This window comes from Stappia sp. (assembly GCF_040110915.1).
GTDB lineage: Bacteria > Pseudomonadota > Alphaproteobacteria > Rhizobiales > Stappiaceae > Stappia.
Genome location: NZ_CP157793.1, coordinates 4009219 through 4033008, shown reverse-complemented (window position 1 = coordinate 4033008; position 23790 = coordinate 4009219). Strand labels below are relative to the sequence as shown.

Below are 23790 nucleotides of genomic sequence, written 5' to 3'. Positions count from 1 at the left end.
CGAGCGCGCCGAAACACCCTACCGGACCGCCGTCCGGCGGGCCATGGTTTCGTCGCGGGACCGCCGTGTCACGGAGTGCTCCCTTCGGGTCGCCGCCCGGCGGGCGCTCTCGTTTCGGCGCTCCCGTCACAGTGCCGGCGTCGCGCCAGCCGGCGGCGGGCAGCGATGCACGCCCGTCGATCCTACACCCTTGCAACGCGGACGAGTGTCGCCCATGCCCGTCGGACTTGTCATCCTGCTTCTTCTCATCGGCCTGCCGCTGCTGGAGATCGCCGTCTTCGTTCAGGTCGGCGGCGAGATCGGCGCGCTCGCCACCATCCTGCTCACCGTCGCCACCGCGCTCGCCGGCACGATCATGCTGCGGCTGCAGGGCCTTTCCCTGCTGATGCGCATGCGCGGCGAGATGGACGCGGGCCGGGTGCCGGGCGAGGACATGATGCAGGGCGCGCTGATGGTGGTGGCCAGCCTGCTGCTGCTCATTCCCGGCTTCGTCACCGATGCCGTCGGCCTGCTCCTGTTCGTGCCGCCGCTGCGCGCGGCGATCGCGCGCGTCGCCATCCGCAACGCCCGTGTCACGGTCGTCCAGGCGGAGCGCCGCGGCCGCGCGGGCGAGCCCGTCGTCGATCTCGACGCCGACGAATGGGCCGACGTCGACCGCAACCGGCGTCCGCGCGACGATGGCTCACCCTGGATCACCGACGACCGGCCGGACACGGACGACCCCTCCGGCCCCCGGTCACAACCTCGTGATTGAAGCGCGACGGGCCTGCAATTAACGGCCCGTACACCCCGGCCTGCAAGTGTGGCGTGCAATCAATCGCTTGGAAGTGGAGACCGAGATGACCGGGCAGGCCGGGGCACGCGTGGACTGGGTGGATACCGCCAAGGGCTTCTGCATCGTCTTCGTGGTGATGATGCATTCCACCCTGGGGGTTCAAAATGCCGTCGGCGCCGAGGGGTGGCTCGGCACGGTGGTTGCCTTCGCCGCGCCGTTTCGCATGCCGGACTTCTTCATGATCTCGGGTCTCTTCCTGGCCCGCGTCATCGACCGGCCGTGGCGCGGCTATCTCGACCGCAAGCTCGTCCACTTCTTCTATTTCTATGTGCTGTGGCTGACGATCCAGTTCGCGGTCAAGGCGCCCTCCATGGCCGCCGAGATCGGCTATGCCGGCGTGCTGCGGGAGTATCTCTTTGCCTACGTCCAGCCCTTCGGCACGCTGTGGTTCATCTACATGCTGCCGATCATGTTCGTGATCACCAAGGCGCTGCGCCATGCCGGCGTGCCCTGGCAGGCGGTTCTCGCCGGCGCGATCCTGCTGCAGGTCGCCCCGATCCACACCGGCTCGGTTCTGATCGACGAATTCGCCTCGCGCTACGTCTTCTTCTTCGCCGGCTATATCTTCGCCGAGCGCGCCTTCGCGCTGGCCGCCTGGGCGCGCGCCAACCTGCCCTTCGGCATCGCCGGGCTGCTCGCCTGGGGCATGGCGAACGGCCTGCTCGTGTTCAACGGCTATTCCGAGCTGCCCGGCATCGCGCTGGCGCTCGGGGCCGCCGGCGGTCTGGCGGTCATCGTGCTGTCGGCGCTCCTGACCCAGCTGAAGCTGTCGAAGCCGCTGGAGTATTGCGGCGTCAATTCCATCGCGATCTATCTCGCCTTCTTCTTTCCCATGGCGGCCTCGCGCATCGTGCTGATCAAGCTCGGCCTCGTGCCGGACGTCGGCACGCTGTCGGCCATCGTGACGGCCGCCGGCGTCATCGCGCCGCTGGTGCTGCTGTGGATGATCAATCGCTTCGACATCGGCCATTTCCTGTTCCGCCGCCCGGCCTGGGCCCGGCTGGAGCCCGCGCCCGACAGGCAGGCGCGGCCGCAGGCGGCCGAGTAGCGCAGCACTCGAGGGGGCAAAAGGCGCGAAACGGGCTTTTCACCGCATCGCGGGGCGGGCATGATCCGCGCCATGTCGAACAAGCCCTCTTCCGCCCCCCTCAGCTCCGGCGACCACCTCATCCTGGTCGACGGCTCCACCTTCATCTTCCGCGCCTATCACGCGCTGCCGCCGCTGACGCGCAAGTCCGACGGGCTGCCGGTCGGCGCGGTCGCGGGCTTCTGCAACATGCTGTGGAGGCTGTTGCAGGAGGGCCTCACGCCGGAGGAGGGCGACGAGCCCACCCATATGGCGGTGATCTTCGATTATTCGGCCAAGACCTTCCGCAACGACATCTATCCCGAGTACAAGGCCCAGCGCCCGGAGCCGCCGGAGGATCTGGTGCCGCAGTTCGGTCTCATCCGCGAGGCGACCCGGGCCTTTTGCGTGCATTGCATCGAACAGGAAGGCTTCGAGGCCGACGATCTGATCGCCACCTACGCGCGCAAGGCGGCAGCCGCCGGCGCGCGGGTCACCATCGCGTCGGGCGACAAGGACCTGATGCAGCTGATCGGGCCGAATGTCGGCATGATCGACACGATGAAGAACAAGGTCTTCGGCGAGGCGGAGGTCTTCGAGAAGTTCGGCGTCGGCCCGGACAAGGTGATCGAGGTGCAGGCGCTCGCCGGCGACAGCGTCGACAACGTGCCGGGGGTGCCCGGCATCGGGCTGAAGACCGCCGCACTGCTGGTCAACGAGTTCGGCGATCTGGACACGCTGCTCGCCCAGGCCGACACCATCAAGCAGAAGAAGCGGCGGGAAAACCTGATCGAGTTCGCCGAGCAGGCGCGCATCTCGAAGGAGCTCGTCACGCTCAAGGACGACGTGCCGGTGGAGCTGCCGCCCGAGGCGCTCGCCGTCGCGGAGCTGGACGGAACGCGCACGCTCGCCTTCCTCAAGGCGATGGAATTCTCCACGCTGACGCGGCGGGTGGCGGAGACCTGCGGCCTGGAGGCCGCCGACGTGGAGCCGGCGGCACTCAAAATCCCGGGCTGGGATGCGCCCGACGCCAAGGGCCGCATGGTGCGCGACCTGCCCGATCCGCAATCGGCCGACGTCAAGTCCGCCGACACCGCCGGGACGGGCGACGCGGCGGGCGCAGAAACAGGCGGCTGGCGCCCGCAAACGGTGGCCGAGGCGGCGGTCGAGGCCGCCAAGGACGTCACGATCGACACCGGCGCCTATGAAACCGTGCGCGATCTGGAGCGTCTGGAAGCCTGGATCGCGGAGGCGCGCGAGATCGGCCATGTGGCCGTCGACACCGAAACCACCTCGCTCAACGCCATGCAGGCGGAACTCGTCGGCGTGTCGCTGGCAACCGCGCCGGGCAAGGCCTGTTACATTCCGCTCGCCCATGTGGAGGGCGAGGGCGATCTCCTGGGCGGCGGGGCGCTGGTCGAGGGGCAGATCCCGCGCGACACCGCGCTCGACGCGCTGAAGCCGCTGCTGGAGGACCCCGGCGTTCTCAAGATCGCGCAGAACCTGAAATACGACTGGCTGGTGCTGAAGCGCCACGGCATCGCCGTCGCGCCCTATGACGACACGATGCTGCTCTCCTATGCGCTCGACGCGGGCAAGGGCGGCAACGGCATGGACGCGCTCGCCGAACGCTGGCTCGGCCACACGCCGATCCCCTTCAAGGAGGTGGCGGGCTCGGGCAAGTCGATGATCACCTTCGACAAGGTGGCGATCGACAAGGCGACGGCCTATGCGGCCGAGGACGCCGACGTCACCCTGCGGCTGTGGCAGGTCCTCAAGCCCCGGCTGGCGGCGGAGCGCATGACCACCGTCTACGAGCGGCTGGAACGGCCGATGGTGCCGGTGCTCGCGCGCATGGAGGAGCGGGGCATCTCCATCGACCGGCAGATGCTGTCCCGGCTGTCGGGCGATTTCGCGCAAGGCATGGCGGCGCTGGAAGACGAGATCCACGCGCTCGCCGGCGAGAGCTTCAACATCGGCAGCCCGAAGCAGCTCGGCGACATCCTCTTCGGCAAGATGGGCCTGCCCGGCGGCAAGAAGACCAAGACCGGCGCCTGGTCGACCTCGGCCTCGGTGCTGGAGGATCTCGCCGCCGAGGGCCACGAGCTGCCGGCGAAGATCGTCGACTGGCGACAGCTGTCGAAGCTCAAGTCGACCTATTCGGATGCGTTGCCGGAGTATATCCACCCGACGACGAAGCGGGTGCACACCTCCTATTCGCTCGCCGCGACCACCACGGGCCGGCTGTCGTCGTCGGAGCCGAACCTGCAGAACATTCCGGTGCGCACGGAAGCCGGGCGCAAGATCCGCAAGGCCTTCGTGGCGGAAAAGGGCCACAAGCTGCTGTCGGCCGACTACAGCCAGATCGAGCTGCGCGTGCTCGCCCACATGGCCGACATCGACCAGCTCAGGCAGGCCTTCGCCGACGGGCTCGACATTCACGCGATGACCGCCTCGGAGATGTTCGGCGTGCCCATCGAGGGCATGGAGCCGAGCGTGCGCCGTCAGGCCAAGGCGATCAACTTCGGCATCATCTACGGGATTTCCGCCTTCGGGCTCGCGGCCCAGCTCGGCATCTCGCGCGGCGAGGCGTCGGACTACATCAAGACCTATTTCGAGCGCTTTCCCGGCATTCGCGACTACATGGAGGACACGAAGAAATTCGTGCATGCCAACGGCTACGTGGAGACCATCTTCGGCCGGCGCGCGCATTATCCGGAGGTCAACACCAAGAACCCGAACATGCGCGCCTTCTACGAGCGCGCGGCGATCAACGCGCCGATCCAGGGCTCGGCCGCCGACATCCTGCGCCGGGCCATGATCCGCATGGAGGACCGGTTGTCGGCCTCCAGGCTCGACGCGCGGATGCTGTTGCAGGTGCACGACGAGCTGATCTTCGAGGTGCCGGACGACCAGGTGTACGCCACGACGGAGCTGGTGAAGGAAGTCATGTCGACGGCCGCCGAACCGGCGGTCACCCTCAAGGTGCCGCTGCAGGTCGACGCCCGCGCCGCCGACAACTGGGACGAGGCGCACTGACTCCACGAAGGCGGGCTGCCTGGGCGGCCCCGCCCACGGCTGGCGTCCTCCCGGACGGCGCGGCAGCGACGATCCGGGACCGGAGAGGCACGGAGCTTCGGGGATCCGAATGCCGGACCGCACCTCTTGCGGCTCCCCGATCCCGGCTTTCCGCTACGCTGCAGCCGGGATGACGCAGAAGAAGAAAGCAGGCGTAGCCGATAGGACCCGGCGACCGGCCTTCGGATGACCACGGTGCGTGCGCGGCAGTCCCGCACGGTTCAAGATCGCGAAAGCCACAGCCACCGGCGTCCTCCCGGACGGCGCGGCAGCGACGATCCGGGACCGGAGAGGCACGGAGCTTCGGGGATCCGAATGCCGGACCGCACCTCTTGCGGCTCCCCGATCCCGGCTTTCCGCTGCGCTGCAGCCGGGATGACGCAGAGGAAGACGGCATGCGTGGGAGACCTGGCGGCCTTTGTCAGCGGTCGCCCTGCGCCGCCCCGTCGCCGGACATCAGCCGCGCCTCGACCGCATCGAGGCCGGCTTCGAGGCCCTCCGCCGCGGGCCCGAGGTCCTCGGCAAGCTCCGCCTGGAACGCGTGCGCCAGCGTTGCCAGTTCGCCGTAGACCTTGCGCCCCGACGGGGTGAGGCGCAAATGCTCGACGCGCCGGTCCGCCTCGTCGATCTGGCGGATCAGCCAGCCGCGCGCCTCCAGCGCGGCGACCGCGCGGCTCACCTTGGTCTTGTGCATGGTCGAGCGCCGGCCGATCTCCGTCGCGGTGACGCCGTCCACCTCCCCCAGAATCGCGAAGGTGCGCCATTCGGGCCGCGAAATCCCGTAGCGGGCCTTGTAGAGCGCGGCGAAGCGCTGGCTCACGAGATCGGACGCGCGCACCAGCCGATAGGGCAGAAAGCGGTCCAGCGTCAGACGGTCGGTCATGGTCTCAAGCCCCCCAATTACTCGCCCGGACAAGCCGGCACGATGCGCCCGGCGCACCCCGGATCCGCGACCCTGCGTCGCGAGAGTGCCGGTTCGAATTTCCGATGCGGCACCATTGATAGTTACAAACTAAACAGTTACAAGCGCAACTATCAACGGCTGAGTTCAGGAGGGATCAGACGTGACAGGCACATCGCCATTCAGCTACATGCCGGGCTTCGGCAACGACTTCGAGACGGAAGCGTTGCCCGGCGCCCTGCCGCAGGGACAGAATTCCCCGCAGCGCGCGCCCTACGGGCTCTATGCCGAGCAGCTTTCGGGCTCGCCCTTCACCGCGCCGCGCGGCACCAACGAGCGTTCGTGGCTCTACCGCATCCGCCCGTCGGTGAAGCATTCGGGCCGCTTCTCGGCGCTCGACCTGCCGCACTGGAAGAGCGCGCCCAATGTCGGCGACCATTCGCTGGCGCTCGGGCAATTGCGCTGGGACCCGGTGCCCATGCCCGACGCGCCGACCGACTTCCTGGCCGGGATGCGCACCGTGACCACGGCGGGCGACGTGCACACGCAGGTCGGCATGGCCACCCATGTCTATGTCGCCAACGCGGACATGGGCGACGACTTCTTCTTCAACGCCGACGCCGAGCTTCTGATCGTGCCGCAGGTGGGGGGCTTGCGCGTCTTCACCGAGCTCGGCGCGATGGAGGTCGTGCCCAAGGAGATCTGCGTCATCCCGCGCGGCATGATCTTCCGCGTCGAACTGATGGACGGGACGGCACGCGGCTATGTCTGCGAGAACTACGGCGCGAAGTTCACCCTGCCGGATCGCGGGCCGATCGGCGCCAACTGCCTCGCCAATCCGCGCGACTTCAAGACGCCGGTGGCCTGGTACGAGGACGCGGAAAAGCCCTGCCGGCTGATCGTCAAGTGGTGCGGCACCTTCCACGCGACCGAGCTTGGCGCCTCGCCGCTCGACGTGGTCGCCTGGCACGGCAATTACGCGCCCTACAAATACGATCTCACCACCTATTCGCCGGTCGGCGCGATCCTCTTCGATCACCCCGACCCGTCGATCTTCACGGTGCTGACCGCGCCCTCGGGCGAGGAGGGAACCGCGAACATCGACTTCGTGATCTTCCCCGAGCGCTGGATGGTGGCCGAGCATTCGTTCCGCCCGCCCTGGTACCACCGCAACATCATGTCGGAGTTCATGGGGCTGATCTACGGGCGCTACGACGCCAAGGAAGAGGGCTTCGTGCCGGGCGGCATGAGCCTGCACAACATGATGCTGCCGCACGGACCGGATGCCGCCGGCTTCGAGAAGGCGAGCCGCGCCGATCTCAAGCCGGAAAAGCTTTCCGGCACGATGGCCTTCATGTTCGAAACCCGCTTCCCGCAGCATCTCACCCGCTTCGCGGCGGAGCTTGACACGCTGCAGGACACCTACATCGACTGCTGGGCCGATCTGAAGAAACGCTTCGACGGCACCCCCGAAGGCAACTGGGACTGATCACGCCATGAAACTCGCTACCCTCAAGGACGGCACCCGCGACGGCAAGCTCGTGGTCGTCAACGCCGCGCTCACCCGCTGCACGGAAGCCACCCACATCGCGCCGACGCTGCAGGCCGCGCTCGACGACTGGGCGCGCGTCGCGCCGAAGCTCGAAACGCTGGCCGAAAGCCTGGAGCACGACGCGGTGCCGTCCCTGCGCTTTCACGAGCACGACGCCCTGTCGCCGCTGCCGCGCGCCTATCAGTGGGCGGACGGCTCGGCCTACGTCAACCACGTGGAACTGGTGCGCAAGGCGCGCGGCGCGGAGATGCCGCCCTCCTTCTGGACCGATCCGCTGATGTATCAGGGCGGCTCCGACACCTTCCTCGCGCCCCGCGACCCGATCCGCATGGGCGACGAGGCCTGGGGCATCGACATGGAGGGCGAGGTCGCCGTCATCGTCGACGACGTGCCGATGGGCGCGAGCGTGGAGGAAGCCCGCGCCGCGATCCGCCTGGTCATGCTGGTCAATGACGTGAGCTTGCGCGGGCTGATCCCGGCGGAACTCGGCAAGGGCTTCGGCTTCTTCCAGTCCAAGCCATCCTCGGCCTTCTCGCCGGTCGCGGTGACACCGGACGCGCTTGGCGACGCCTGGGACGGCGGCAAGCTCAAGCTGCCGCTCCTCGTCGACTACAACGGCGAGCGCTTCGGCTGCGCCGACGCAGGGATCGACATGACCTTCGATTTCCCGACCCTGATCGCCCATGCGGCGAAGACGCGCCCGCTCGGCGCCGGTGCGATCATCGGCTCGGGCACCGTCTCCAACAAGCTCGACGGCGGGCCGGGCAAGCCGGTCTCCGCCGGCGGCGTCGGCTATTCCTGCATCGCCGAGATCCGGATGATCGAGACCATCGAGACCGGCGAACCGAAGACGCCCTTCATGCGCTTCGGCGACACCGTGCGCATCGAGATGAAGGACAAGGACGGTCATTCGATCTTCGGTGCCATCGAGCAGACGGTCGAGAAATACGAGCGCGCCTGACGCCTCCGGCGCATCCGGCGCGGACCGCCCGCGCCGCTTCCCTTTCCCTTCGCATTTCCGGAGCCGACCCATGGCCAAGACCTTCGCCTCCCAGGGCGACATGACCGAGAAGACAATCTCCTTCACCGAGATCGGCCGCGACCTTTGGGCCTTCACCGCCGAAGGCGACCCCAACACCGGCGTCATCATCGGCGACGACAGCGTGATGATCGTCGAGGCGCAGGCCACGCCACGTCTCGCCAACAAGGTGATCGAGAAGGTGCGCGAGGTCACCGACAAGCCGATCACCCATCTGACGCTCACCCATTATCACGCCGTGCGCGTGCTGGGCGCCGCCGCCTACAACGCGCCCAACATCGTGATGAGCGAAAAGGCGCGCGCCATGGTGGTGGAACGCGGCATGGAGGACCGCGAGTCCGAGTTCATGCGCTTCCCGCGCCTGTTCCAGGGCTATGACAGGGTCGAGGACATTCCGCCGCTCACCTGGCCGACCACCACCTTCAACGACCGCATGAGCGTCTATCTCGGCAACCGCCGCGTGGATCTGATGTTCCTCGGCCGTGCACATACCGCCGGCGACATCGTCATCCATGTGCCGGACGAGAACGTCATGTTCACCGGCGACATCGTGGAATACCACTCGGCCTGCTATTGCGGCGACGGGCATTTCCACGACTGGCCGGGTACGCTCGAGGAAATCCGGGCCTTCGACGTCGATGCCATCGCGCCGGGCCGGGGCGATGCGCTCGTCGGCAAGGAGATGGTCCATGCCGCGCTCGACGCAACCGCGGATTTCGTCACCTCGACCTATCGCCCGGTGGCGCAGGTCGCGCTTCGGGGCGGCTCGCTGAAGGAGGCCTTCGACGCCTGTCGCGCCGAATGCGATCCGAAGTTCTCCGATTACGCGATCTACGAGCACTGCCTGCCGTTCAACGTGGCGCGCGCCTATGACGAGGCCCGCGACATCGACACGCCGCGCATCTGGACCGCCCAGCGCGACAAGGAGATGTGGGAGGCCCTGCAGGGCTGACGACCCGAGGCCTCGCGGCGCCCTGACGCGCCGGGAGGCCTCTCCCGCTTTCGGTTTTCGGCTCTGTGGGAGGAGACATGACCAAGATTTTCGAAACGCCGCTTTACCCCTATGCGCGCTCGCCCGATCAGGACGCGGCGACGCCGGTGCGCCACCCGGTCGTGGTGCTGGGCGCGGGCCCGGTGGGACTTGCCGCGGCCATCGATCTGGCGCAAGCGGATGTGCCCGTCGTCGTCCTCGATGAAAACGACAAGGTGAGCTGGGGCTCGCGCGCCATCTGCTTCGCCAAGCGCCCGCTGGAAATCCTCGACCGGCTCGGCTGCGGCGACGCGATGGTCGACAAGGGCGTGGTGTGGAACCTCGGCAAGGTCTTCTTCGACGAGCGCAAGGTCTATGATTTCAACCTGTTGCCGGAGGACGGCCACAAGCGGCCGGCCTTCATCAACCTGCAGCAGTATTACCTCGAGCAGTATCTGGTCGACCGGGTGCGCGCCCTCAAGTCCGAGGGCAAGCGCATCGAGCTGCGCGGCGGCAACAAGGTCACCGCCGTCAAGCCGGACGACACGGGCGCCCGCCTGACCGTGGAAACGCCGGACGGGCCGTACCAGATGGACGCCGACTGGCTGATCGCCTGCGACGGTGCGGCCTCGCCGACCCGCGCGATGCTCGGGCTCGACTTCGTCGGCCGGGTCTTCGAGGACAATTTCCTCATCGCCGACGTGGTGATGAAGGCCGATTTTCCGACCGAACGCTGGTTCTGGTTCGACCCGCCCTTCAACAAGGGTCAGTCGGCGCTGCTGCACAAGCAGCCGGACGACGTCTGGCGCATCGACCTGCAGCTCGGCTGGGACATCGACCGCGAGGCCGAGAAGGACCCGGAAAGAATCGCGCCGAAGCTCAAGGCCATGCTCGGCGAGGACACCGACTACGATCTGGAATGGGTGTCGATCTACACCTTCCAGTGCCGGCGCATGGAGCGGTTCCGCCACGGCCGGGTGATCTTCGCCGGCGACGCCGCGCATCAGGTCTCGCCCTTCGGCGCGCGCGGCGCCAACTCCGGCTTCCAGGACACGGACAATCTGATCTGGAAGCTGAAACTGGTGATCGACGGCACGGCGCCGGAAGCCCTGCTCGACAGCTACGACGCCGAACGCGTCTATGCGGCGGACGAGAACATCCTCAACTCGTCGCGCTCGACCGACTTCATCACGCCGAAGAGCCACGCAAGCCGGGTGTTCCGCGACGCGGTGCTGGATCTGGCCGAGCATCACGCCTTCGCCCGGCCGCTGGTCAATTCGGGCCGCCTGTCGCTGCCCTCGATCTACGACGGATCGCCGCTCAATGGCCCCGATGCGCCGGGTCTGCCGGCCCGCGCGCGCCCCGGCGCCCCGGCCAGCGACGCCCCACTTGCCGACGGCTGGCTGATCGATCGCCTCGGCGGCGGCTTCCAGCTGCTCACCATCGACGCGGAGGCGCCCGACACGCTCGACGTCGACGGTATCGCGGTCACCCGCCTTGCGGTCTCGGCCAAAGACGATCCGACCGGCGCGCTGGCCGCGCGCTACCTCGGCAATGCGGCGAGCGCCGTTTATCTGATGCGGCCCGACCAGCATGTCGCCGCGCGCTGGACCGCCTATGACGGCGACGCGGTCGCGGCGGCCGTGAAGACCGCCACCGGCCGGGCCTGAGGAGGACAGCCATGACGACCACCGAGAAAACCACGCTCACGCTCGAGCCCAACATCCCCGACCCGGACGGCTTCTACGCCGAATTGCTGGCCGCGCACGAGGGCCTGAGCCGGGAGGACAGCGAGGCGCTCAACGCCCGCCTCGTGCTGGTGCTCGCCAACCATATCGGCGATCGCGACGTGCTCGCGGCGGCCTTCGCCGCGGCGAAACGTCCCTGAGGAAACGGAGACGGCCGGCCGGGGAGGGGCCGACCGTGTTCACATGGCCGAAACGCGCGAACGCGGACGGGGCGTTCCGACAATGACGGAAGGACCGAACCCCATGAAAATCGAGCAGATCCACCACGTCGCCTACCGGTGCAAGGACGCCAAGGAAACCGTCAACTGGTATGTCGACAACCTGAACATGGACTTCGTGCTGGCCATCGCCGAGGACAAGGTGCCCTCCACCCATGAGCCGGACCCCTACATGCATGTCTTCCTCGACGCCGGGAACGACAATGTGCTCGCCTTCTTCGAGCTGCCGACCAAGCCGGAGATGGGCAAGGACCCCAACACCCCGGAATGGGTGCAGCACATCGCCTTCAAGGTGAAGGACCGCGACACGCTGCTGGCCTACAAGGAGAAGCTGGAGAAGAACGGCATCGAGGTGCTCGGCGTCACCGACCACTCGATCTTCCATTCCATCTACTTCTTCGACCCCAACGGCCACCGCATCGAACTCGCCTGCCCGGATCCGGCGGAAGAGGAGATGCTGAAGAAGCTCGACGCCGTGAAGTGGGACATGCTGGAGGAATGGTCGAAGACCAAGCGCGCGCCCCAGCACGCCGCCTGGCTGCACGCCAAGGAACTGTCCAAGGACGACGGCGCGGCCTGAGACGGCCCGCGCCTCAAGCCGACCTGGTTGACGACGGCCGCCGGACCTTCGGCGGCCGTCGGTCGTCATGCACCGTGCGAGCGCCGCGACCAGGCGAGGTCCAGCGGGCGAAAGCGCACCCCGGGCACCGCCTCGAAAACGGCAAGGCGCGGGGGCACCGGCGCGGCGCAGCCCACCGCCAGCGCATGGCCGCTCCCCACCGTTGCTTGCGCGAAGCGCCAACTCCCGGCCGGCACGGCCGCGTCCGCATCGGGCCGGAACCCGATGCCATCCGTGCCGGGGAAGGAAAAGGCGAAACCGTCCAGCGGGATCGCCAGACCCAGACCGCGCGCCTTGATGTAGCTTTCCTTCAGCGTCCACAGCGCGAAAAAGCGGGCGCGGTGAAGGCCGACCGGCAGGGCCGCCAGATCCCGCACCTCGCCGGGCGCGAAGAAGCGTTTCGCGATGTCGAGGCTGGTCCGCCGTCCGGTCGCCTCCACGTCGACGCCGAGCAGGTCGGGTGCCGCGAGCGTCTCGCTGCGCGCGACCGCCAGCGCGATCAGGCCCCTGGCATGCGACAGGTTGAAGGCGAGCGGCACACCCGACCCGGCAAGGCGGGGCTTGCCGTGCGATCCGGCGTCGAAGCGCCAGCGGTCCGGCGCCACCTCCGGCCGGTAGAGCGAGAGCACATGGCGCTTGAGCCCATGCGCCAGTCGCGACTGATGCGCCTGATCCGGGCACCGGTAGCGGGCCGCACGGGCGCGTTCCGCCTCCGACAGCACCTGCGTGCCGGCCTGAACCTCCGCCGCGTCCCGGATCTCGCCATCGCGCGCGAGCCAGAGATGCACCGCGCCGGGCGCCAGAGGCGGCGGTTCGTTCCAGGTTCTCACGCGTGTGCTCTCCTTTCATCCGACAGCCTCGCCGCATCCGAGTGTGACCCTCCGTCCGCCTCGTCTCAAGACGCTGGAAGCGCAGAAGGCGTCCAATCGCGGCACGCTGGCGTACCTCTCCTCGAACACACGCCCGCACGACACACGAAAGGACATGCGACATGGTCAAGCGCTTGCGCCTTGCCAAGACACGCCCCCGGCGCTTCGGGGCGCGCCTTGGCGCGCTCTGGATCCTTGCGCTCGTGACGCTGATGCCGGGATCGGCGGCGCAGGCTTCCGAAGCCGCATGGGCGGCGCTGGACGAGCCCGGCACGGTCGCGATCATGCGCCATGCGCTGGCGCCGGGCACCGGCGATCCGGCCGATTTCGCGCTGGACGACTGCACCACCCAGCGCAATCTCGACGAGCGCGGCCGCGACCAGGCCCGCGCCATCGGCGCGGCGTTTCGCGCGCGCGGGATCGCGGTCGACCGAGTGCTCACCTCGCAATGGTGCCGCTGCCGCGAGACGGCCGAACTGCTCGATCTCGGACCGGTCGAGGATCTGCCAGCGCTCAATTCCTTCTTTGGCAACCGCGCGGCCGGCCCGGAGCAGACGCGGGCCACGCGCGCCTTCCTGCGCGACACCGCCGGCACGGCCCGGCTGATGCTGGTCACCCATCAGGTCAATATCACCGCGCTGACCGGGGTCTTTCCCGCCTCCGGCGAGGTGATCGTCGGGCGGATGGGCGGCAACGGCTTCGAGGTGCTCGGCACCATCGAGATCGCCCCGTGAGACCTCGTGCCGCCTTGCCCGCATTCACGGGGACGTGATCTCCCTGCCTTGGGATCGCCACGCTCGGCGCGCTAGAAGAAAGGCATGATACGCGCGCTTCGGCTCATTCTGGCGGTCGTCCTGCTGGCCGCAAGCCTCGCCCCCGGACCGGGGAGCGGGATCGCCATGGCGCATGACGGCGCGGACCGGGCGGCGTCCTTTCAGGCCCCGGTCCATGCCGGAGCGTCGCACAGGGTCGAGACCGCGCGGGACGCAGGCTCGCCGACCGCCGCGAGCCTGAGCGCGCTGCCGCCTCCCGCCTCCGAGATGCCGCCCTGCTGCCTGTTGCGCGCCCGATCGGGCGCGCACGGGTCAGGCTGTGCCTTCGACTGCCATCCCGCGATCCTCGAGGCACCGCACGTGCCCGACGCGGCGCGCGCCTCCGTCTTCGCCGACGGTCCGACACGGATCGCCGCCCACGACGCCCGCTTCCAGTTCCGCCCCCCGATTCCCGTCTGACGTCCCCGCCCCCGTTGGGGGCCGTTACCGTTCGTCAGACGAGGATCCTCTCATGTCCAAATCCGGGCGCAGGCCCGCCCCCGCCACCGGAGCGCGGTCCGGCCGGCGCATCCCTGTTCTCGCCGCCGCCGCGGCACTTGTCGTCGTCGGCGGCACCTCCGCCGCCCTGTTCGCCGCGCGACCGAACGCAGACCCGCCGCCCTGGCGGCTGACGCCGGGCGACGCGGCCGTCGTCGCGCAGGGGCGGGCGATCTATGCCGAGACCTGCGCCGTCTGCCACGGCGCCAATCTGGAAGGCGAGGCCGATTGGCGGACCCGCCGACGGGACGGGCTGCTGCCCGCCCCGCCGCACGACGCGAGCGGGCACACCTGGCACCACCCGGACCGGGTGTTGTTCGACCTCACCAAATACGGCGTCGCGCGCGCGGCGGGCCTGACCGGCTACGCCTCGGCCATGCCCGCCTATGAAGGTCAGTTGAGCGACGCGGAGATCGTCGCCGTGCTCAGCTTCATCAAGAGCACCTGGCCCGACGACATCCGCGCCGGCCACGACCGGCTCACCGCCCAATCGGAAAAGGACACACGCTCATGAACCGCCGCACGCTTCTGCTCGGCGGCAGCGCGCTCGCGCTCGCCGGGGTCGGCGCCGCCGGCCTGGCCGGGGCCTTGTCACCGCGCCGCGCCGACCTCGCCGGCCGGCCGCGCCTTGCCATGCCGAGGCTCGTCGACACGCGCGAGAGCGGCCGGCTCGCGCTCGCCGCGCAAGACGGAACGGTCGCCTTTCGCGACGGCGTCCCGTCGCCGACCGCCGGCTTCGATCAGGACTTTCTCGGTCCGGTGATCCGCATGGCGAGAGGCCCGCTCGACGTCGCCATACGCAACCGACGCGGCGTCCCGGTCACCACCCATTGGCACGGCCTGATGGTGCCGGGCGAACACGACGGCGGTCCGCATTCGCAGATCGCCCCGGGCGCGGACTGGACGCCCGACATGGAGATCGACCAGCCGCCGGCCACCGCCTTCTACCATACCCATGCGCACGGCCGGACGGCGGCGGATGTCTATGCGGGCCTTGCCGGGGTGGTCCACGTCACCGACGGACGCGACGACGACCGGGGGCTGCCCGCGACCTATGGCGTCGACGACCTGACCCTGGTGCTGCAGGACCGACGGTTCGACGGTCGCGGGCGCATGGCCTACGACCTCACGATGATGGACGTGATGCACGGCATGACCGGCGACACGCTGCTGATCAACGGCCAGATCGCCCCGGTCGCCGTGGTGCCGAAGGGCATCGTCCGGCTGCGCCTCGTGAACGGCTCGAACGCCCGCATCTACACGCTGTTCTTCGACGACGACCGGCCGCTGCACCTGATCGCCACCGACGGCGGGTTTCTCGACGCCCCGCGCGCGCTCGACCGGTTGCGGCTCGCGCCGGGCGAACGCGCCGAGGTATTGGTGGACCTCGCGCAAGGATCGCCCCCCGTCCTGATGAGCGCGGGCGATCCGAACCAGGGGCCGGGCCGCATGATGGGCCGCATGCGCGCCGTGCTGGACGTCCTGCGGGACCGGTCCTTCGAGGTGCTGCCCTTCGCCATCGACGAGGCGCAAACCGCCCGGATCACCCGCCTGCCCGACGCGCTCGACGGAACGCGGCCCGATCTTGCCTCCGCCGTGACCGGCACGCGGCGCATCTCGCTCGACATGCCCATGAACATGGGAGGGGGCATGATGGGTAACGGGATGATGGGCGGCGGCATGATGGGAGGCGGCATGATGGGAAGTTCGGGCGGCGATGCGCTGTTCGGGCTGAACGGCCGGCCTTTCGCCATGGAGCGCATCGATTTCACGGTCCAGCGGGGCGCGGTCGAGCGCTGGATCGTGGAAAGCCCCATGCTGAGCCATCCGATCCATGTGCATGGCGCGATGTTTCAGGTCGTGTCGGAAGACGGCAGCGCGCCGCGTGCCGAAAGCCTCGGCTGGAAGGACACGGTGCTGGTCACCGGCCGCAGCGAGCTCTTCGTGCGCTTCGATCAGCCGGCGTCGCGCACCCATCCCTTCATGGTCCACTGCCACATCCTCGAACACGAGGACCGCGGCATGATGGGCCAGTTCACCGTCACCTGAACGAGGTCGCCATGACCCAGTCCCACACATCCTCCACCGCGGAGCCGGCCGCCGGCACGCATGATTCCGGCGGGCATGACCCCGGCGGCCAGGCACCCGGCGGGCACGATTCCGGCGGGCATGGGCACGCCGGCCATCTGCCGTCTGGCGGGACGGCCCTGACCGTTTCCGCCTGGCTGACCGGCGTCTATTTCGTCGTCGAACTCGGCGTCGGATTATGGACCGGCTCGGTCGCCGTGATGTCCGATGCGTTTCACACATTTTCCGCCGTCGGCGGCGTGCTGGTGGCCATCGTGGCGGCGCGGCTGGCGCAACGCCCGGCCGATCTCGACCGGACCTTCGGCTGGTATCGCGCGGAACTCATCGGCGCGCTCGTCAACGGCGCCTTCCTGCTGATCATGGCGCTCGCCGTCATCGTGATGGGCGCCATGCGGCTCGGCGCCCCGATCGATCTGCCGACCACGCCGATGCTGCTTGCCGCCTTCGGCGGGATCGTCACAGAGGTGATCGCGCTCGCGCTGCTGTATCGCGATCAGGGCGGCAACCTCAACGTCAGGGGCGCCTATTGGCACATCCTGCAGACCTTCGTCGGCAGCCTGCTGATCATCGTGACCGCGGTGGTGATCGAAACCACCGGTTTCCTGCTGATCGATCCGCTGCTCGGCATCGCCTTCGGCCTCGTTCTGCTGTGGGCGAGCTGGGGCATCCTGCGCGACACCACCCATCTCCTGATGGAGGGAACGCCGGCGGACGTGGAGCTCGGCGAGGTGATCGAAGCGCTCGACGCGCTCGACGGCGTCGCCGACGTGCATCACGTCCACGGCTGGGCGCTGACCAGCGGGCGCTACGTGGTCACGGCGCATCTGCGCGTGCGCGACGGCTGGAGCGGGGATCCGGCGGAGCTCCTTAAGGCCGCGCACGCGCTGCTGCGCACGCGCTTCGGCTTCTATTTCGCGACGCTCCAGATCGAAACGGCGTGTCTCGACGAGACGCATGCGCGGGCAATCGACGTGACGCGCGCCCCGGAGGCCACCTGAAACCGACGGACGAACCACACCCAACCCAGGGAGAAAAAAGCATGTATGGCAACGGCATGATGGACGGCGGCGGCTGGATGATGATGGGCGGCATGGGCCTGACGGGCCTGCTGCTGATCGTTCTCGCCATTCTGGCGATCGCCGCGCTCGTCAAATATCTGCTGAAGTGATCACAAGATACCTTCCGCAGAGTCCGCGTTAACCATGACGCAAGGTTCGTCGGCGCTCACAAGTCGTGAAACGTTACGCTGAGCAATGGTCGTTGAAAGGCGACCATGGGATAGGTTAATAATGCCTTAACGTCATCATCAGTAACGTGCCGGCGGACGTTTCGCGCGCTCGGCGGTCGACAGGAGTGGTCAATGGGTATCTTCTCCAAGACACCGAGATCGTCCGAGACGGAGGACGACGCGCAGCGCCCGTCCACCGGCGAGGCGCGCGCCAGCGTGAGCGCGCAGGAGGATGACGAGACCCCGTCCAACGTCGAGCGGCTGTCGCCCTTCGCGTTGCGCATGCAGGAGAAGATGCATCAGATCGACGGGCTGAAGTCCCGGCTCGGCGGTCTGACGCAGTCCTTCGAGCAGATCACGGCGATGGCGTCGGAATCGCGCAACAGCATCCAGCTGCTGTCGGAGTTCATCGAGACCTCGCGCGCCCAGGTGGAAACCGAGATCCGCCTGAAGTCCGAGAACGCCAAGATCTCCACCGATCTGCTGGACGCCAACCACCGGGTCGGCACGCTGACCACGCAGCTCGGCGACGCCCAGGCGGAGGTGCATTCGCTGCGCAAGCGGCTGACCGAGACGCGCACCGCGCTCGAAACCGCGCGCAACGAGCTCATCTCCATTCGCGACAACAACAAGAAGGTCAACGAGGACTATCGCCTCCAGAGCGCCAAGCTCGTCGAGGCGAATGGCCAGGTTGCCGAGCTGACCGGCGAACGCGACGACCTCCAGGCGAAATACGCCTCGCTGGAAGAGCACGCCGACAAACTGCAGGCCAATCTCGACGAGGTCACGAAACGCGAGAAGGAGCTGCAGCAGAACCTGTCGGAAAGCGCCGCGCTGCTGGAGGAGGAGGCGAAGAAGAACAGCCAGGCGACGAGCGAGCTGGAATCGCTGCGCCGGCGCATCACCGACATGCGCGACGAAAACATCGACCTCAAGTCGCATCTCGACGTCGCCAATCAGGAGCTGGCCTACTCCAAGACGCGGCTGGAGGACGAACAGCGCAAGCACGACAACGAGGTCTATACGCTCAACGCCGAGATCGAGAACCTGTCGTCGCAGCGCCGCATCGGCGCGCAGACGCTGCAGGACATGACGCGGGACAACGCCGCGCTCAAGGAGCGCAATCGCGAGCTGATGAAAAGCATGCAGGAAATCGAACGCATGCTGGAGGGCGCCCATAAGAAGCAGGGCGCGGATCGCGAGGAACTCGTGACCGCCAACGGCAAGCTGCGCGAGCTCAATCTGCGTTACAACGCCGCGCTCACCGACCTCAACCACGAGCGTAACCAGAACGCCCGATACGCCGAGCGTCTGGAGGATCTCACCGAGGAAAACAAGCGCCTGCAGCGGTACAAGATCGAGGTCGAAACCGCCAACGACCAGATCGTCCAGCTCAAGTCGGTCATCGCCAACTATCAGCGCGCGATGGAAGGGCGCGGCCCGGCGGAAGCCATGGGCCTGACCGACACAGCCGATCCGGCCGAGGAGGCGGGGCTCATCTCGCGCACCCGCCGCGCCTATGGCGATGAGGCTGAAGGCCCGTCCGGTGACGGGTCGGAAACCGGCGATGCCGGAGCCAAAGGCCGGACGCCGGCGGACAAGATCGTCCGGCTGCGGGACGAGTAGGCCCCGCCGGCAAGGCGCGGCGGCGTTTCCAGCGGCGCCAAGGATCGCGCCGGGCGCATATCGGAGCACGAACCGGGGGCCAATTGCCGGGGCGGGGACTTTGGAACCGGGAACCCACGCGAACCGGGCGACCGGAATCTCGGGCCCGAGGCATCGGCGACCGGGGACGCCGTGACGACTCCCGCAACGGCCTCGGGTCCTGGTGACTGAGGCCGGATGCGCGTCTTTTGGCACGATTGCCCGTGTAGCGAGCGTCCGGCCTGACCCCGCGCCTGCGGTTACGGCCAGGCGTCACAGCCTGCCACTCTTCACCCGCCTTGCCCCCTCAAGCGCCAGTCCCGCCATCAATCCCCAGAAGGGGGCGCCGATGCCGAGAAGCGTCAGTCCCGATGCCGTCACGACGAAGGTGACCACGGCGGCGAAGGCATCCTCGCTCGTTGACACGGCCGCCGACAGCGCGCCGATGAACGGCCCCGTCAGGGCGAGGCCGGCGAGAATCAGGATCAGCTCGGGCGGAAAGGCGGCGAAGAGCGCGACGACCGAGGCAGCGACGACCGCCAGAACGAGATAACCGGCGGCATAGACGAGGCCGCCCAGCCAGCGTTTCGCGGGATCGGGATGGGCGTCGGGCCCGGTGCAGATCGAGGCGGTGATGGCGGCAAGGGACGTGGTGTGGGCACCGAAGGGGGCGCTCAGCAGCGAGGCCAGCCCGGTGACGCCCAGGATCGACTGGACGGGCGGGTCATAGCCATCCGCGCGCAGCACCGCGAAGCCCGGCAGGTTCTGCGAGGCCATGGTGACGATGTAGAGCGGCAGGGCGAGCCCGATCAGCGCCGCCGCATCGAAATGCGGCGTGGTCCAGACGAGATGCGACAGGACCGGGGCCGGCAGCGGGTCGTTGAGACCGAAGACGAGCGCCGTCCCGAAGCCGACGACAAGCGCGCCGATCACCGCCCAGCTTGGCGACCACAGCCGCAGGCTCACGAAGATCGCGATCATCGGCACGCCGATCAGCGGCAGCGTCGCCGAGCGGGTCACGGCGCCAAGAACGAAGTCGAACAGCACGCCCGCCAGCACGGCGGTCGCGAGCGAGGTCGGGATGCGGCACACCAGATCGCCCAGCGGCCGGAGCAGCGCCGTCAGCAGGATCAGAAGTGCGCAGGCCGCGAAGGCACCGACCGCCTGCGCGAAACCGATGCCCGAGGCGGTGGCGACCAGCGCCGCCCCCGGGGTCGACCAGGCGAGCACGATCGGCATCCGGTGGCGCGTGCTGAGATACCCCGACGCGATGGCCTTCGCCAGACAGACCGCCGCAAGCCAGGACGAGGTGGCCGCCGCCGATGCCCCGACCGCCTCGGCGGCGGCGATGACGATGGCGACCGACCCGCCGAAACCGACGATGACGGCAACGAGCGCCGAGACGATGAGAGACAGGCGCATGGCGCTCCTTCGCATCCAATCAGATAATTTTGGATACAATTTTCTGATATGGATGTTGAGTCAACCATGGCGTATCTGTGGAAGGCGAAGCGAAGGGCGAAACACGGCATGAGCGACAGGCAGCAGCGCGGCGCGCAGGCCGCCGAGATCGCCGCGCGATTGCGCGACGAGATCGTCTCCGGCGCGATCGCCGGCGGCACGCGGCTCGGGCAGGACGCGCTCGCCGCGCGGTTCGGCGTCAGCCGCATGCCGGTGCGCGAGGCCCTGCGCCTTTTGGAGGCGCAGGGGCTGGTCGATGTGCCGCCGAACCGCTCGGCCATCGTCGCGCGACTGAGCCGGGACGATCTGCTCGACATTTTCGACATGCGCGCGGCCGCCGAACCGCTGGCGCTCGGGCTTGCCCTGCCGCATCTCACCAATGCCCGGATCGACCGCGCCGCCGGGATCCAGCGCGAGATCGAGGAGGCCCCTCTCGACCGCTTCGGCGATCTCAACGCCGCCTTTCACCGAACGCTCCACGACCCCTGCGGCCGGCCGCGCCTGCTCGCCCATATCGAAAGCCTCAACGCGCTGGCCGACCGCTATCTGCGACTCGCCATCGGCACGATGGATCATCAGGGCCCGTCCGATGCCGAACATCACGCCTTGCTGGACGCCTGCCGCGCCCGCGACGCGGACGTAGCCCGCGCGATCCTGACCGCGCACATCCTCCGCGCCCGCGACGCGCTCGCCAACGCCTTCGACCAGCGGGCCCGCTAGCCCGCCGCACGGTTGCCGCGACCGCTTGATGTGCGACCGCGAATCCCCCAGACAGGACATGCGCGGGACGACCCGCGCCGCGGATCGCACCCGGGACGGCCCGGCCCAACACTGGAGGGCCGTTCCGTGGCCTGGATCTATCTCGGCATAGCCGGACTGTTCGAAATCGTCTGGGTTGTCTTCATGAAGAAGTCGGCGGGCTTTTCGCTGCTCGTTCCGAGTCTTGTGACAATCGGCGCGATGATCGTCAGCTTCGCCCTTCTGTCCACGGCAATGAAGACGCTGCCGCTGGGAACCGCCTATGCGGTCTGGACGGGGATCGGCGCGGCGGGGGCCTTTGTCCTCGGCGTCGCGCTGTTCGGCGAAGCCGTCACCGCGATGCGGGTGATCGCCTGCGCGCTGATCGTGGCGGGCATCGTCCTGATGAAGCTGTCCACGCCGAATCCCTGACCGGCGCGCCGGTCATGAACAGTGTCGCGCCCACTCGTGCAGGCGTTTGATCGGCGCGGCGCTCCTGTCGGCGCGGCGTGTCACGAGATGATAGGTGGCGCCGCCCGGCGCCGGACGGCGGGCCAGCGGATGCAGCCCCGGGCGCTCGCCGACATTGCAGGCGCGCACGCTGGCGATTCCATGGCCGAGATCGGCGGCCCGCAGGCTCGCCGCATCGTCGCTCACACGCGGTCCCCAGGTGACGTCCTCGGGCCGAACGCCCAGCGCGTCGAGCCAGACCGGCCATTCCTCCAGACCCGGCTGGCGGATCAGCGGCAGGCCGCGCAGCATCCCGGCCGCGTCGTGCGTTGCATGGGCGCTCGCCACCACCAGCGCGATCTCGGCAGGGACGAGCGGCGTCGCCATCAGATCGTCGGCGAAGGTCGCACCGTAGCGAAGGGCGATGTCGAAGGCCGTCCAGCCGCGCGTCTCCTCGAAGGGGGCCGTCGCCGTGAGAAGGTCGAGCGCAAGAGGGGCGGCCAGCGCCCGGATCGTCTCGAGCCGGGGCATCACCCAGGCATCGGCGAAGGCGGGCGTGGCATGCAGGCGCAGAACGCGGTCGCGCCGGTCGGGCGCCATAACCTCCTCGATCGCCTCGAGATGCGGGCGCACCCGCTCAAAGAGGGCGAGACCGTCGCTGGTCGGCGCGAGCTTGCGGCCACGCCGGGTCACCAGGGTGCGGCCGAGGTGCGTCTCGAGCGCGGCAATGCGCTGACTGACCGCACCGCGCGTGACGTTCAGCCGCGCGGGCGATCTCGGCGAAGGTCCTGAGCGCGTCGAAGGGCAGGCGCGAGATCATGACCTCAGTTTAGCCGAGCTCAATCCGGCGTCGACACCTCTCGCTTGTCCGAGATCGCCTCCCGGCTGACATGGACGGCATGTCCGATCCGCGCACATCGCTGACGCCCTCCTCGGCCTTTCTGCTCGTCGTGATCTTCGCCGCCTTCGGCGCGCAGCAGACGGCCGTCAAGCTCGCCGTCACGGATATCGGCCAGATCGCGCAGGCGGCCCTGCGCTCGTTCGGCGGGGCCGGGCTTCTGGCCGGCTGGTTCCTGTGGCGTCGCAGCAACCCGTTTGCCGCGCCCCTTGCGCTGTCGGTCCTGCTCGGCGTCCTCTTCGCCATCGATTTCGGCCTGCTCTACCTCGGCATCGCGCTGACCTCGGCGAGCCATGCCACGGTGCTCTATTCCACCGCGCCGATGATGATCGCGATCGCCGCGATGACGGCCATCGCCGACGAGCCCTTCGACACCCGCAAGATCGCCGGGATCGCCATCGCCTTTTCGGGCGTGGCCATCGTCGCGCTGGTCCGGCCGTCCGGCGGGTCGGCCACGCGTGTCGGCGACCTTCTGTGCCTCGGCGCGGCGGCGGCCTGGGCGCTGACGGTTCTGGTCGTCCGGGCGACCTGCCTGAAGACCGTCGACGCCCCGGTGGTGCTGTTTCACCAGCTTTTCTGGTCGGTCCCGCTCCTGGCCGCGACGGCGCGGGTCACGGGCGAAACCGTCCGCTTCGGCCCCGTGGCCGTCGGGTCGCTCGCCTTCCAGACCATCGCGGTCGCCTTCGTCGGCTATCTGATCTTCTTCCGGCTGCTTCAGCTGCACCCGGCCTCGCAGGTCTCGGCGATGAGCTTCCTGGCGCCGCTCTTCGGCGTCCTGAGCGCCTGGGCGATCCTCGACGAAGTGCCGACGCCCGGCTTTGCCGCCGGCGCCGGGGCGATCCTGACCGGCCTGTACCTGACCAACCGGGCGCCGCGAACCGGGCGGGATCCGCGCCGGCTGCCCCGTGATCGGCCGTCCGCCGCGGCGGCCCCGCAGAAATCACCGCCGCCCGGAGCTTGCCGCTGATCGACCGGAACACGCCGGTCACGCGCGCGACGGCCGCCGCAGCGGGTGCCCTTCGCGAGCCTGCAAGGCCTTGCGCAGACACGACCCGCTCCCGGTTTTCCCTTCGATGTG

At 68.6% G+C, this 23790-nt stretch carries 23 protein-coding genes; 19 read left to right on the top strand and 4 right to left on the bottom strand.

Features of this window, described 5'->3' with window-relative positions:
• The first annotated feature begins 214 nt into the window (after positions 1–214).
• From ABL312_RS18040 to polA, 3 genes are all read left to right on the top strand, one after another.
• A complete protein-coding gene (locus ABL312_RS18040; RefSeq protein ID WP_349358787.1) occupies positions 215–754 on the top strand; it encodes an FxsA family protein in 540 nt (179 codons plus the stop codon).
• 85 nt (positions 755–839) lie between these two features.
• A complete protein-coding gene (locus ABL312_RS18035) occupies positions 840–1883 on the top strand; it encodes an acyltransferase family protein (RefSeq protein WP_349358786.1) in 1044 nt (347 codons plus the stop codon).
• A 60-nt stretch (positions 1884–1943) separates the two neighbouring features.
• Positions 1944–4940, top strand: a complete 2997-nt coding sequence (gene polA / locus ABL312_RS18030) for a DNA polymerase I (protein ID WP_374730148.1) — start codon at positions 1944–1946, stop codon at positions 4938–4940.
• Between the two features lie 460 nt (positions 4941–5400).
• On the opposite strand, the gene ABL312_RS18025 is transcribed toward polA, so the two are convergent.
• Positions 5401–5862 carry a MarR family winged helix-turn-helix transcriptional regulator gene (locus ABL312_RS18025; RefSeq protein WP_349358784.1) on the bottom strand — a complete coding sequence of 154 codons (462 nt, stop codon included), beginning with the start codon at positions 5860–5862 and terminating at the stop codon, positions 5401–5403.
• 208 nt (positions 5863–6070) lie between these two features.
• On the opposite strand from ABL312_RS18025, the gene hmgA reads away from it, so the two are divergent.
• The 6 genes from hmgA to ABL312_RS17995 all read left to right on the top strand — a co-directional run bounded on the left by hmgA (position 6071) and on the right by ABL312_RS17995 (position 11987).
• Positions 6071–7369, top strand: a complete 1299-nt coding sequence (gene hmgA, locus ABL312_RS18020; protein ID WP_349361452.1) for a homogentisate 1,2-dioxygenase — start codon at positions 6071–6073, stop codon at positions 7367–7369.
• A 7-nt stretch (positions 7370–7376) separates the two neighbouring features.
• On the top strand, positions 7377–8393 hold the full coding sequence (locus ABL312_RS18015; RefSeq protein ID WP_349358783.1) for a fumarylacetoacetate hydrolase family protein: 1017 nt from the start codon (positions 7377–7379) through the stop codon (positions 8391–8393).
• Positions 8394–8463: 70 nt separating this feature from the next.
• Complete coding sequence (locus tag ABL312_RS18010) at positions 8464–9423, top strand: MBL fold metallo-hydrolase (protein ID WP_349358782.1); 960 nt, start codon at positions 8464–8466, stop codon at positions 9421–9423.
• A 77-nt stretch (positions 9424–9500) separates the two neighbouring features.
• A complete protein-coding gene (locus ABL312_RS18005; protein WP_349358781.1) occupies positions 9501–11111 on the top strand; it encodes an FAD-dependent oxidoreductase in 1611 nt (536 codons plus the stop codon).
• Positions 11112–11122: 11 nt separating this feature from the next.
• The gene (locus ABL312_RS18000; RefSeq protein WP_349358780.1) at positions 11123–11329 is read left to right on the top strand and encodes a DUF2783 domain-containing protein; all 207 of its coding nucleotides are present in this window, start codon (positions 11123–11125) and stop codon (positions 11327–11329) included.
• Positions 11330–11432: 103 nt separating this feature from the next.
• Complete coding sequence (locus tag ABL312_RS17995; protein ID WP_349358779.1) at positions 11433–11987, top strand: VOC family protein; 555 nt, start codon at positions 11433–11435, stop codon at positions 11985–11987.
• Positions 11988–12052: 65 nt separating this feature from the next.
• Here ABL312_RS17995 and ABL312_RS17990 read toward each other — a convergent pair whose 3' ends face one another.
• Positions 12053–12856 (bottom strand): 4'-phosphopantetheinyl transferase superfamily protein, encoded by an 804-nt coding sequence (locus ABL312_RS17990; protein WP_349358778.1) that lies wholly within the window; start codon positions 12854–12856, stop codon positions 12053–12055.
• Positions 12857–13017: 161 nt separating this feature from the next.
• On the opposite strand from ABL312_RS17990, the gene ABL312_RS17985 reads away from it, so the two are divergent.
• The 7 genes from ABL312_RS17985 to ABL312_RS17955 all read left to right on the top strand — a co-directional run bounded on the left by ABL312_RS17985 (position 13018) and on the right by ABL312_RS17955 (position 19147).
• Positions 13018–13629 carry a histidine phosphatase family protein gene (locus tag ABL312_RS17985; protein WP_349358777.1) on the top strand — a complete coding sequence of 204 codons (612 nt, stop codon included), beginning with the start codon at positions 13018–13020 and terminating at the stop codon, positions 13627–13629.
• An 84-nt stretch (positions 13630–13713) separates the two neighbouring features.
• A complete protein-coding gene (locus ABL312_RS17980) occupies positions 13714–14127 on the top strand; it encodes a hypothetical protein (protein WP_349358776.1) in 414 nt (137 codons plus the stop codon).
• A gap of 52 nt (positions 14128–14179) precedes the next feature.
• Positions 14180–14719: a cytochrome c gene (locus ABL312_RS17975; protein WP_349358775.1), complete on the top strand. Its 540-nt coding sequence runs from the start codon at positions 14180–14182 to the stop codon at positions 14717–14719.
• Positions 14716–16254, top strand: coding sequence for a multicopper oxidase domain-containing protein (locus ABL312_RS17970; protein ID WP_349358774.1), 1539 nt, complete (start codon positions 14716–14718; stop codon positions 16252–16254). The genes ABL312_RS17975 and ABL312_RS17970 overlap by 4 nt, the downstream gene beginning before the upstream one ends.
• An 11-nt stretch (positions 16255–16265) precedes the next feature.
• Complete coding sequence (locus tag ABL312_RS17965) at positions 16266–17291, top strand: cation diffusion facilitator family transporter (protein WP_349358773.1); 1026 nt, start codon at positions 16266–16268, stop codon at positions 17289–17291.
• A gap of 41 nt (positions 17292–17332) precedes the next feature.
• Positions 17333–17461 carry a hypothetical protein gene (locus tag ABL312_RS17960; RefSeq protein ID WP_349358772.1) on the top strand — a complete coding sequence of 43 codons (129 nt, stop codon included), beginning with the start codon at positions 17333–17335 and terminating at the stop codon, positions 17459–17461.
• 192 nt (positions 17462–17653) lie between these two features.
• Positions 17654–19147, top strand: a complete 1494-nt coding sequence (locus ABL312_RS17955) for a hypothetical protein (protein WP_349358771.1) — start codon at positions 17654–17656, stop codon at positions 19145–19147.
• Positions 19148–19438: 291 nt separating this feature from the next.
• Here the strand turns inward: ABL312_RS17955 and ABL312_RS17950 are convergent, their stop codons facing one another.
• Positions 19439–20587: a benzoate/H(+) symporter BenE family transporter gene (locus ABL312_RS17950; protein ID WP_349358770.1), complete on the bottom strand. Its 1149-nt coding sequence runs from the start codon at positions 20585–20587 to the stop codon at positions 19439–19441.
• Between the two features lie 108 nt (positions 20588–20695).
• Here ABL312_RS17950 and ABL312_RS17945 point away from each other — a divergent pair, with 108 nt between their 5' ends.
• Positions 20696–21346 (top strand): GntR family transcriptional regulator, encoded by a 651-nt coding sequence (locus tag ABL312_RS17945; RefSeq protein WP_349358769.1) that lies wholly within the window; start codon positions 20696–20698, stop codon positions 21344–21346.
• A 126-nt stretch (positions 21347–21472) separates the two neighbouring features.
• On the top strand, positions 21473–21796 hold the full coding sequence (locus ABL312_RS17940; protein WP_349358768.1) for a multidrug efflux SMR transporter: 324 nt from the start codon (positions 21473–21475) through the stop codon (positions 21794–21796).
• 12 nt (positions 21797–21808) lie between these two features.
• Here ABL312_RS17940 and ABL312_RS17935 read toward each other — a convergent pair whose 3' ends face one another.
• Positions 21809–22507, bottom strand: a complete 699-nt coding sequence (locus ABL312_RS17935; protein ID WP_349358767.1) for a LysR substrate-binding domain-containing protein — start codon at positions 22505–22507, stop codon at positions 21809–21811.
• A gap of 206 nt (positions 22508–22713) precedes the next feature.
• Here ABL312_RS17935 and ABL312_RS17930 point away from each other — a divergent pair, with 206 nt between their 5' ends.
• Positions 22714–23679 (top strand): DMT family transporter, encoded by a 966-nt coding sequence (locus ABL312_RS17930; RefSeq protein ID WP_349358766.1) that lies wholly within the window; start codon positions 22714–22716, stop codon positions 23677–23679.
• Positions 23680–23790 lie beyond the last annotated feature (111 nt).

Coding starts and splice junctions, on each gene's coding strand:
- ABL312_RS18025 (WP_349358784.1), bottom strand. CDS start 5,862: ATGACCGACCGTCTGACGCTGGACCGCTTTCTGCCCTATCGGCTGGTG.
- ABL312_RS17930 (WP_349358766.1), top strand. CDS start 22,714: ATGTCCGATCCGCGCACATCGCTGACGCCCTCCTCGGCCTTTCTGCTC.
- ABL312_RS17965 (WP_349358773.1), top strand. CDS start 16,266: ATGACCCAGTCCCACACATCCTCCACCGCGGAGCCGGCCGCCGGCACG.
- ABL312_RS17955 (WP_349358771.1), top strand. CDS start 17,654: ATGGGTATCTTCTCCAAGACACCGAGATCGTCCGAGACGGAGGACGAC.
- ABL312_RS17985 (WP_349358777.1), top strand. CDS start 13,018: ATGGTCAAGCGCTTGCGCCTTGCCAAGACACGCCCCCGGCGCTTCGGG.
- ABL312_RS18035 (WP_349358786.1), top strand. CDS start 840: ATGACCGGGCAGGCCGGGGCACGCGTGGACTGGGTGGATACCGCCAAG.
- ABL312_RS18015 (WP_349358783.1), top strand. CDS start 7,377: ATGAAACTCGCTACCCTCAAGGACGGCACCCGCGACGGCAAGCTCGTG.
- ABL312_RS17945 (WP_349358769.1), top strand. CDS start 20,696: ATGAGCGACAGGCAGCAGCGCGGCGCGCAGGCCGCCGAGATCGCCGCG.
- hmgA (WP_349361452.1), top strand. CDS start 6,071: ATGCCGGGCTTCGGCAACGACTTCGAGACGGAAGCGTTGCCCGGCGCC.
- polA (WP_374730148.1), top strand. CDS start 1,944: ATGATCCGCGCCATGTCGAACAAGCCCTCTTCCGCCCCCCTCAGCTCC.
- ABL312_RS17960 (WP_349358772.1), top strand. CDS start 17,333: ATGTATGGCAACGGCATGATGGACGGCGGCGGCTGGATGATGATGGGC.
- ABL312_RS18000 (WP_349358780.1), top strand. CDS start 11,123: ATGACGACCACCGAGAAAACCACGCTCACGCTCGAGCCCAACATCCCC.
- ABL312_RS18005 (WP_349358781.1), top strand. CDS start 9,501: ATGACCAAGATTTTCGAAACGCCGCTTTACCCCTATGCGCGCTCGCCC.
- ABL312_RS17970 (WP_349358774.1), top strand. CDS start 14,716: ATGAACCGCCGCACGCTTCTGCTCGGCGGCAGCGCGCTCGCGCTCGCC.
- ABL312_RS18010 (WP_349358782.1), top strand. CDS start 8,464: ATGGCCAAGACCTTCGCCTCCCAGGGCGACATGACCGAGAAGACAATC.
- ABL312_RS17980 (WP_349358776.1), top strand. CDS start 13,714: ATGATACGCGCGCTTCGGCTCATTCTGGCGGTCGTCCTGCTGGCCGCA.
- ABL312_RS18040 (WP_349358787.1), top strand. CDS start 215: ATGCCCGTCGGACTTGTCATCCTGCTTCTTCTCATCGGCCTGCCGCTG.
- ABL312_RS17950 (WP_349358770.1), bottom strand. CDS start 20,587: ATGCGCCTGTCTCTCATCGTCTCGGCGCTCGTTGCCGTCATCGTCGGT.
- ABL312_RS17975 (WP_349358775.1), top strand. CDS start 14,180: ATGTCCAAATCCGGGCGCAGGCCCGCCCCCGCCACCGGAGCGCGGTCC.
- ABL312_RS17995 (WP_349358779.1), top strand. CDS start 11,433: ATGAAAATCGAGCAGATCCACCACGTCGCCTACCGGTGCAAGGACGCC.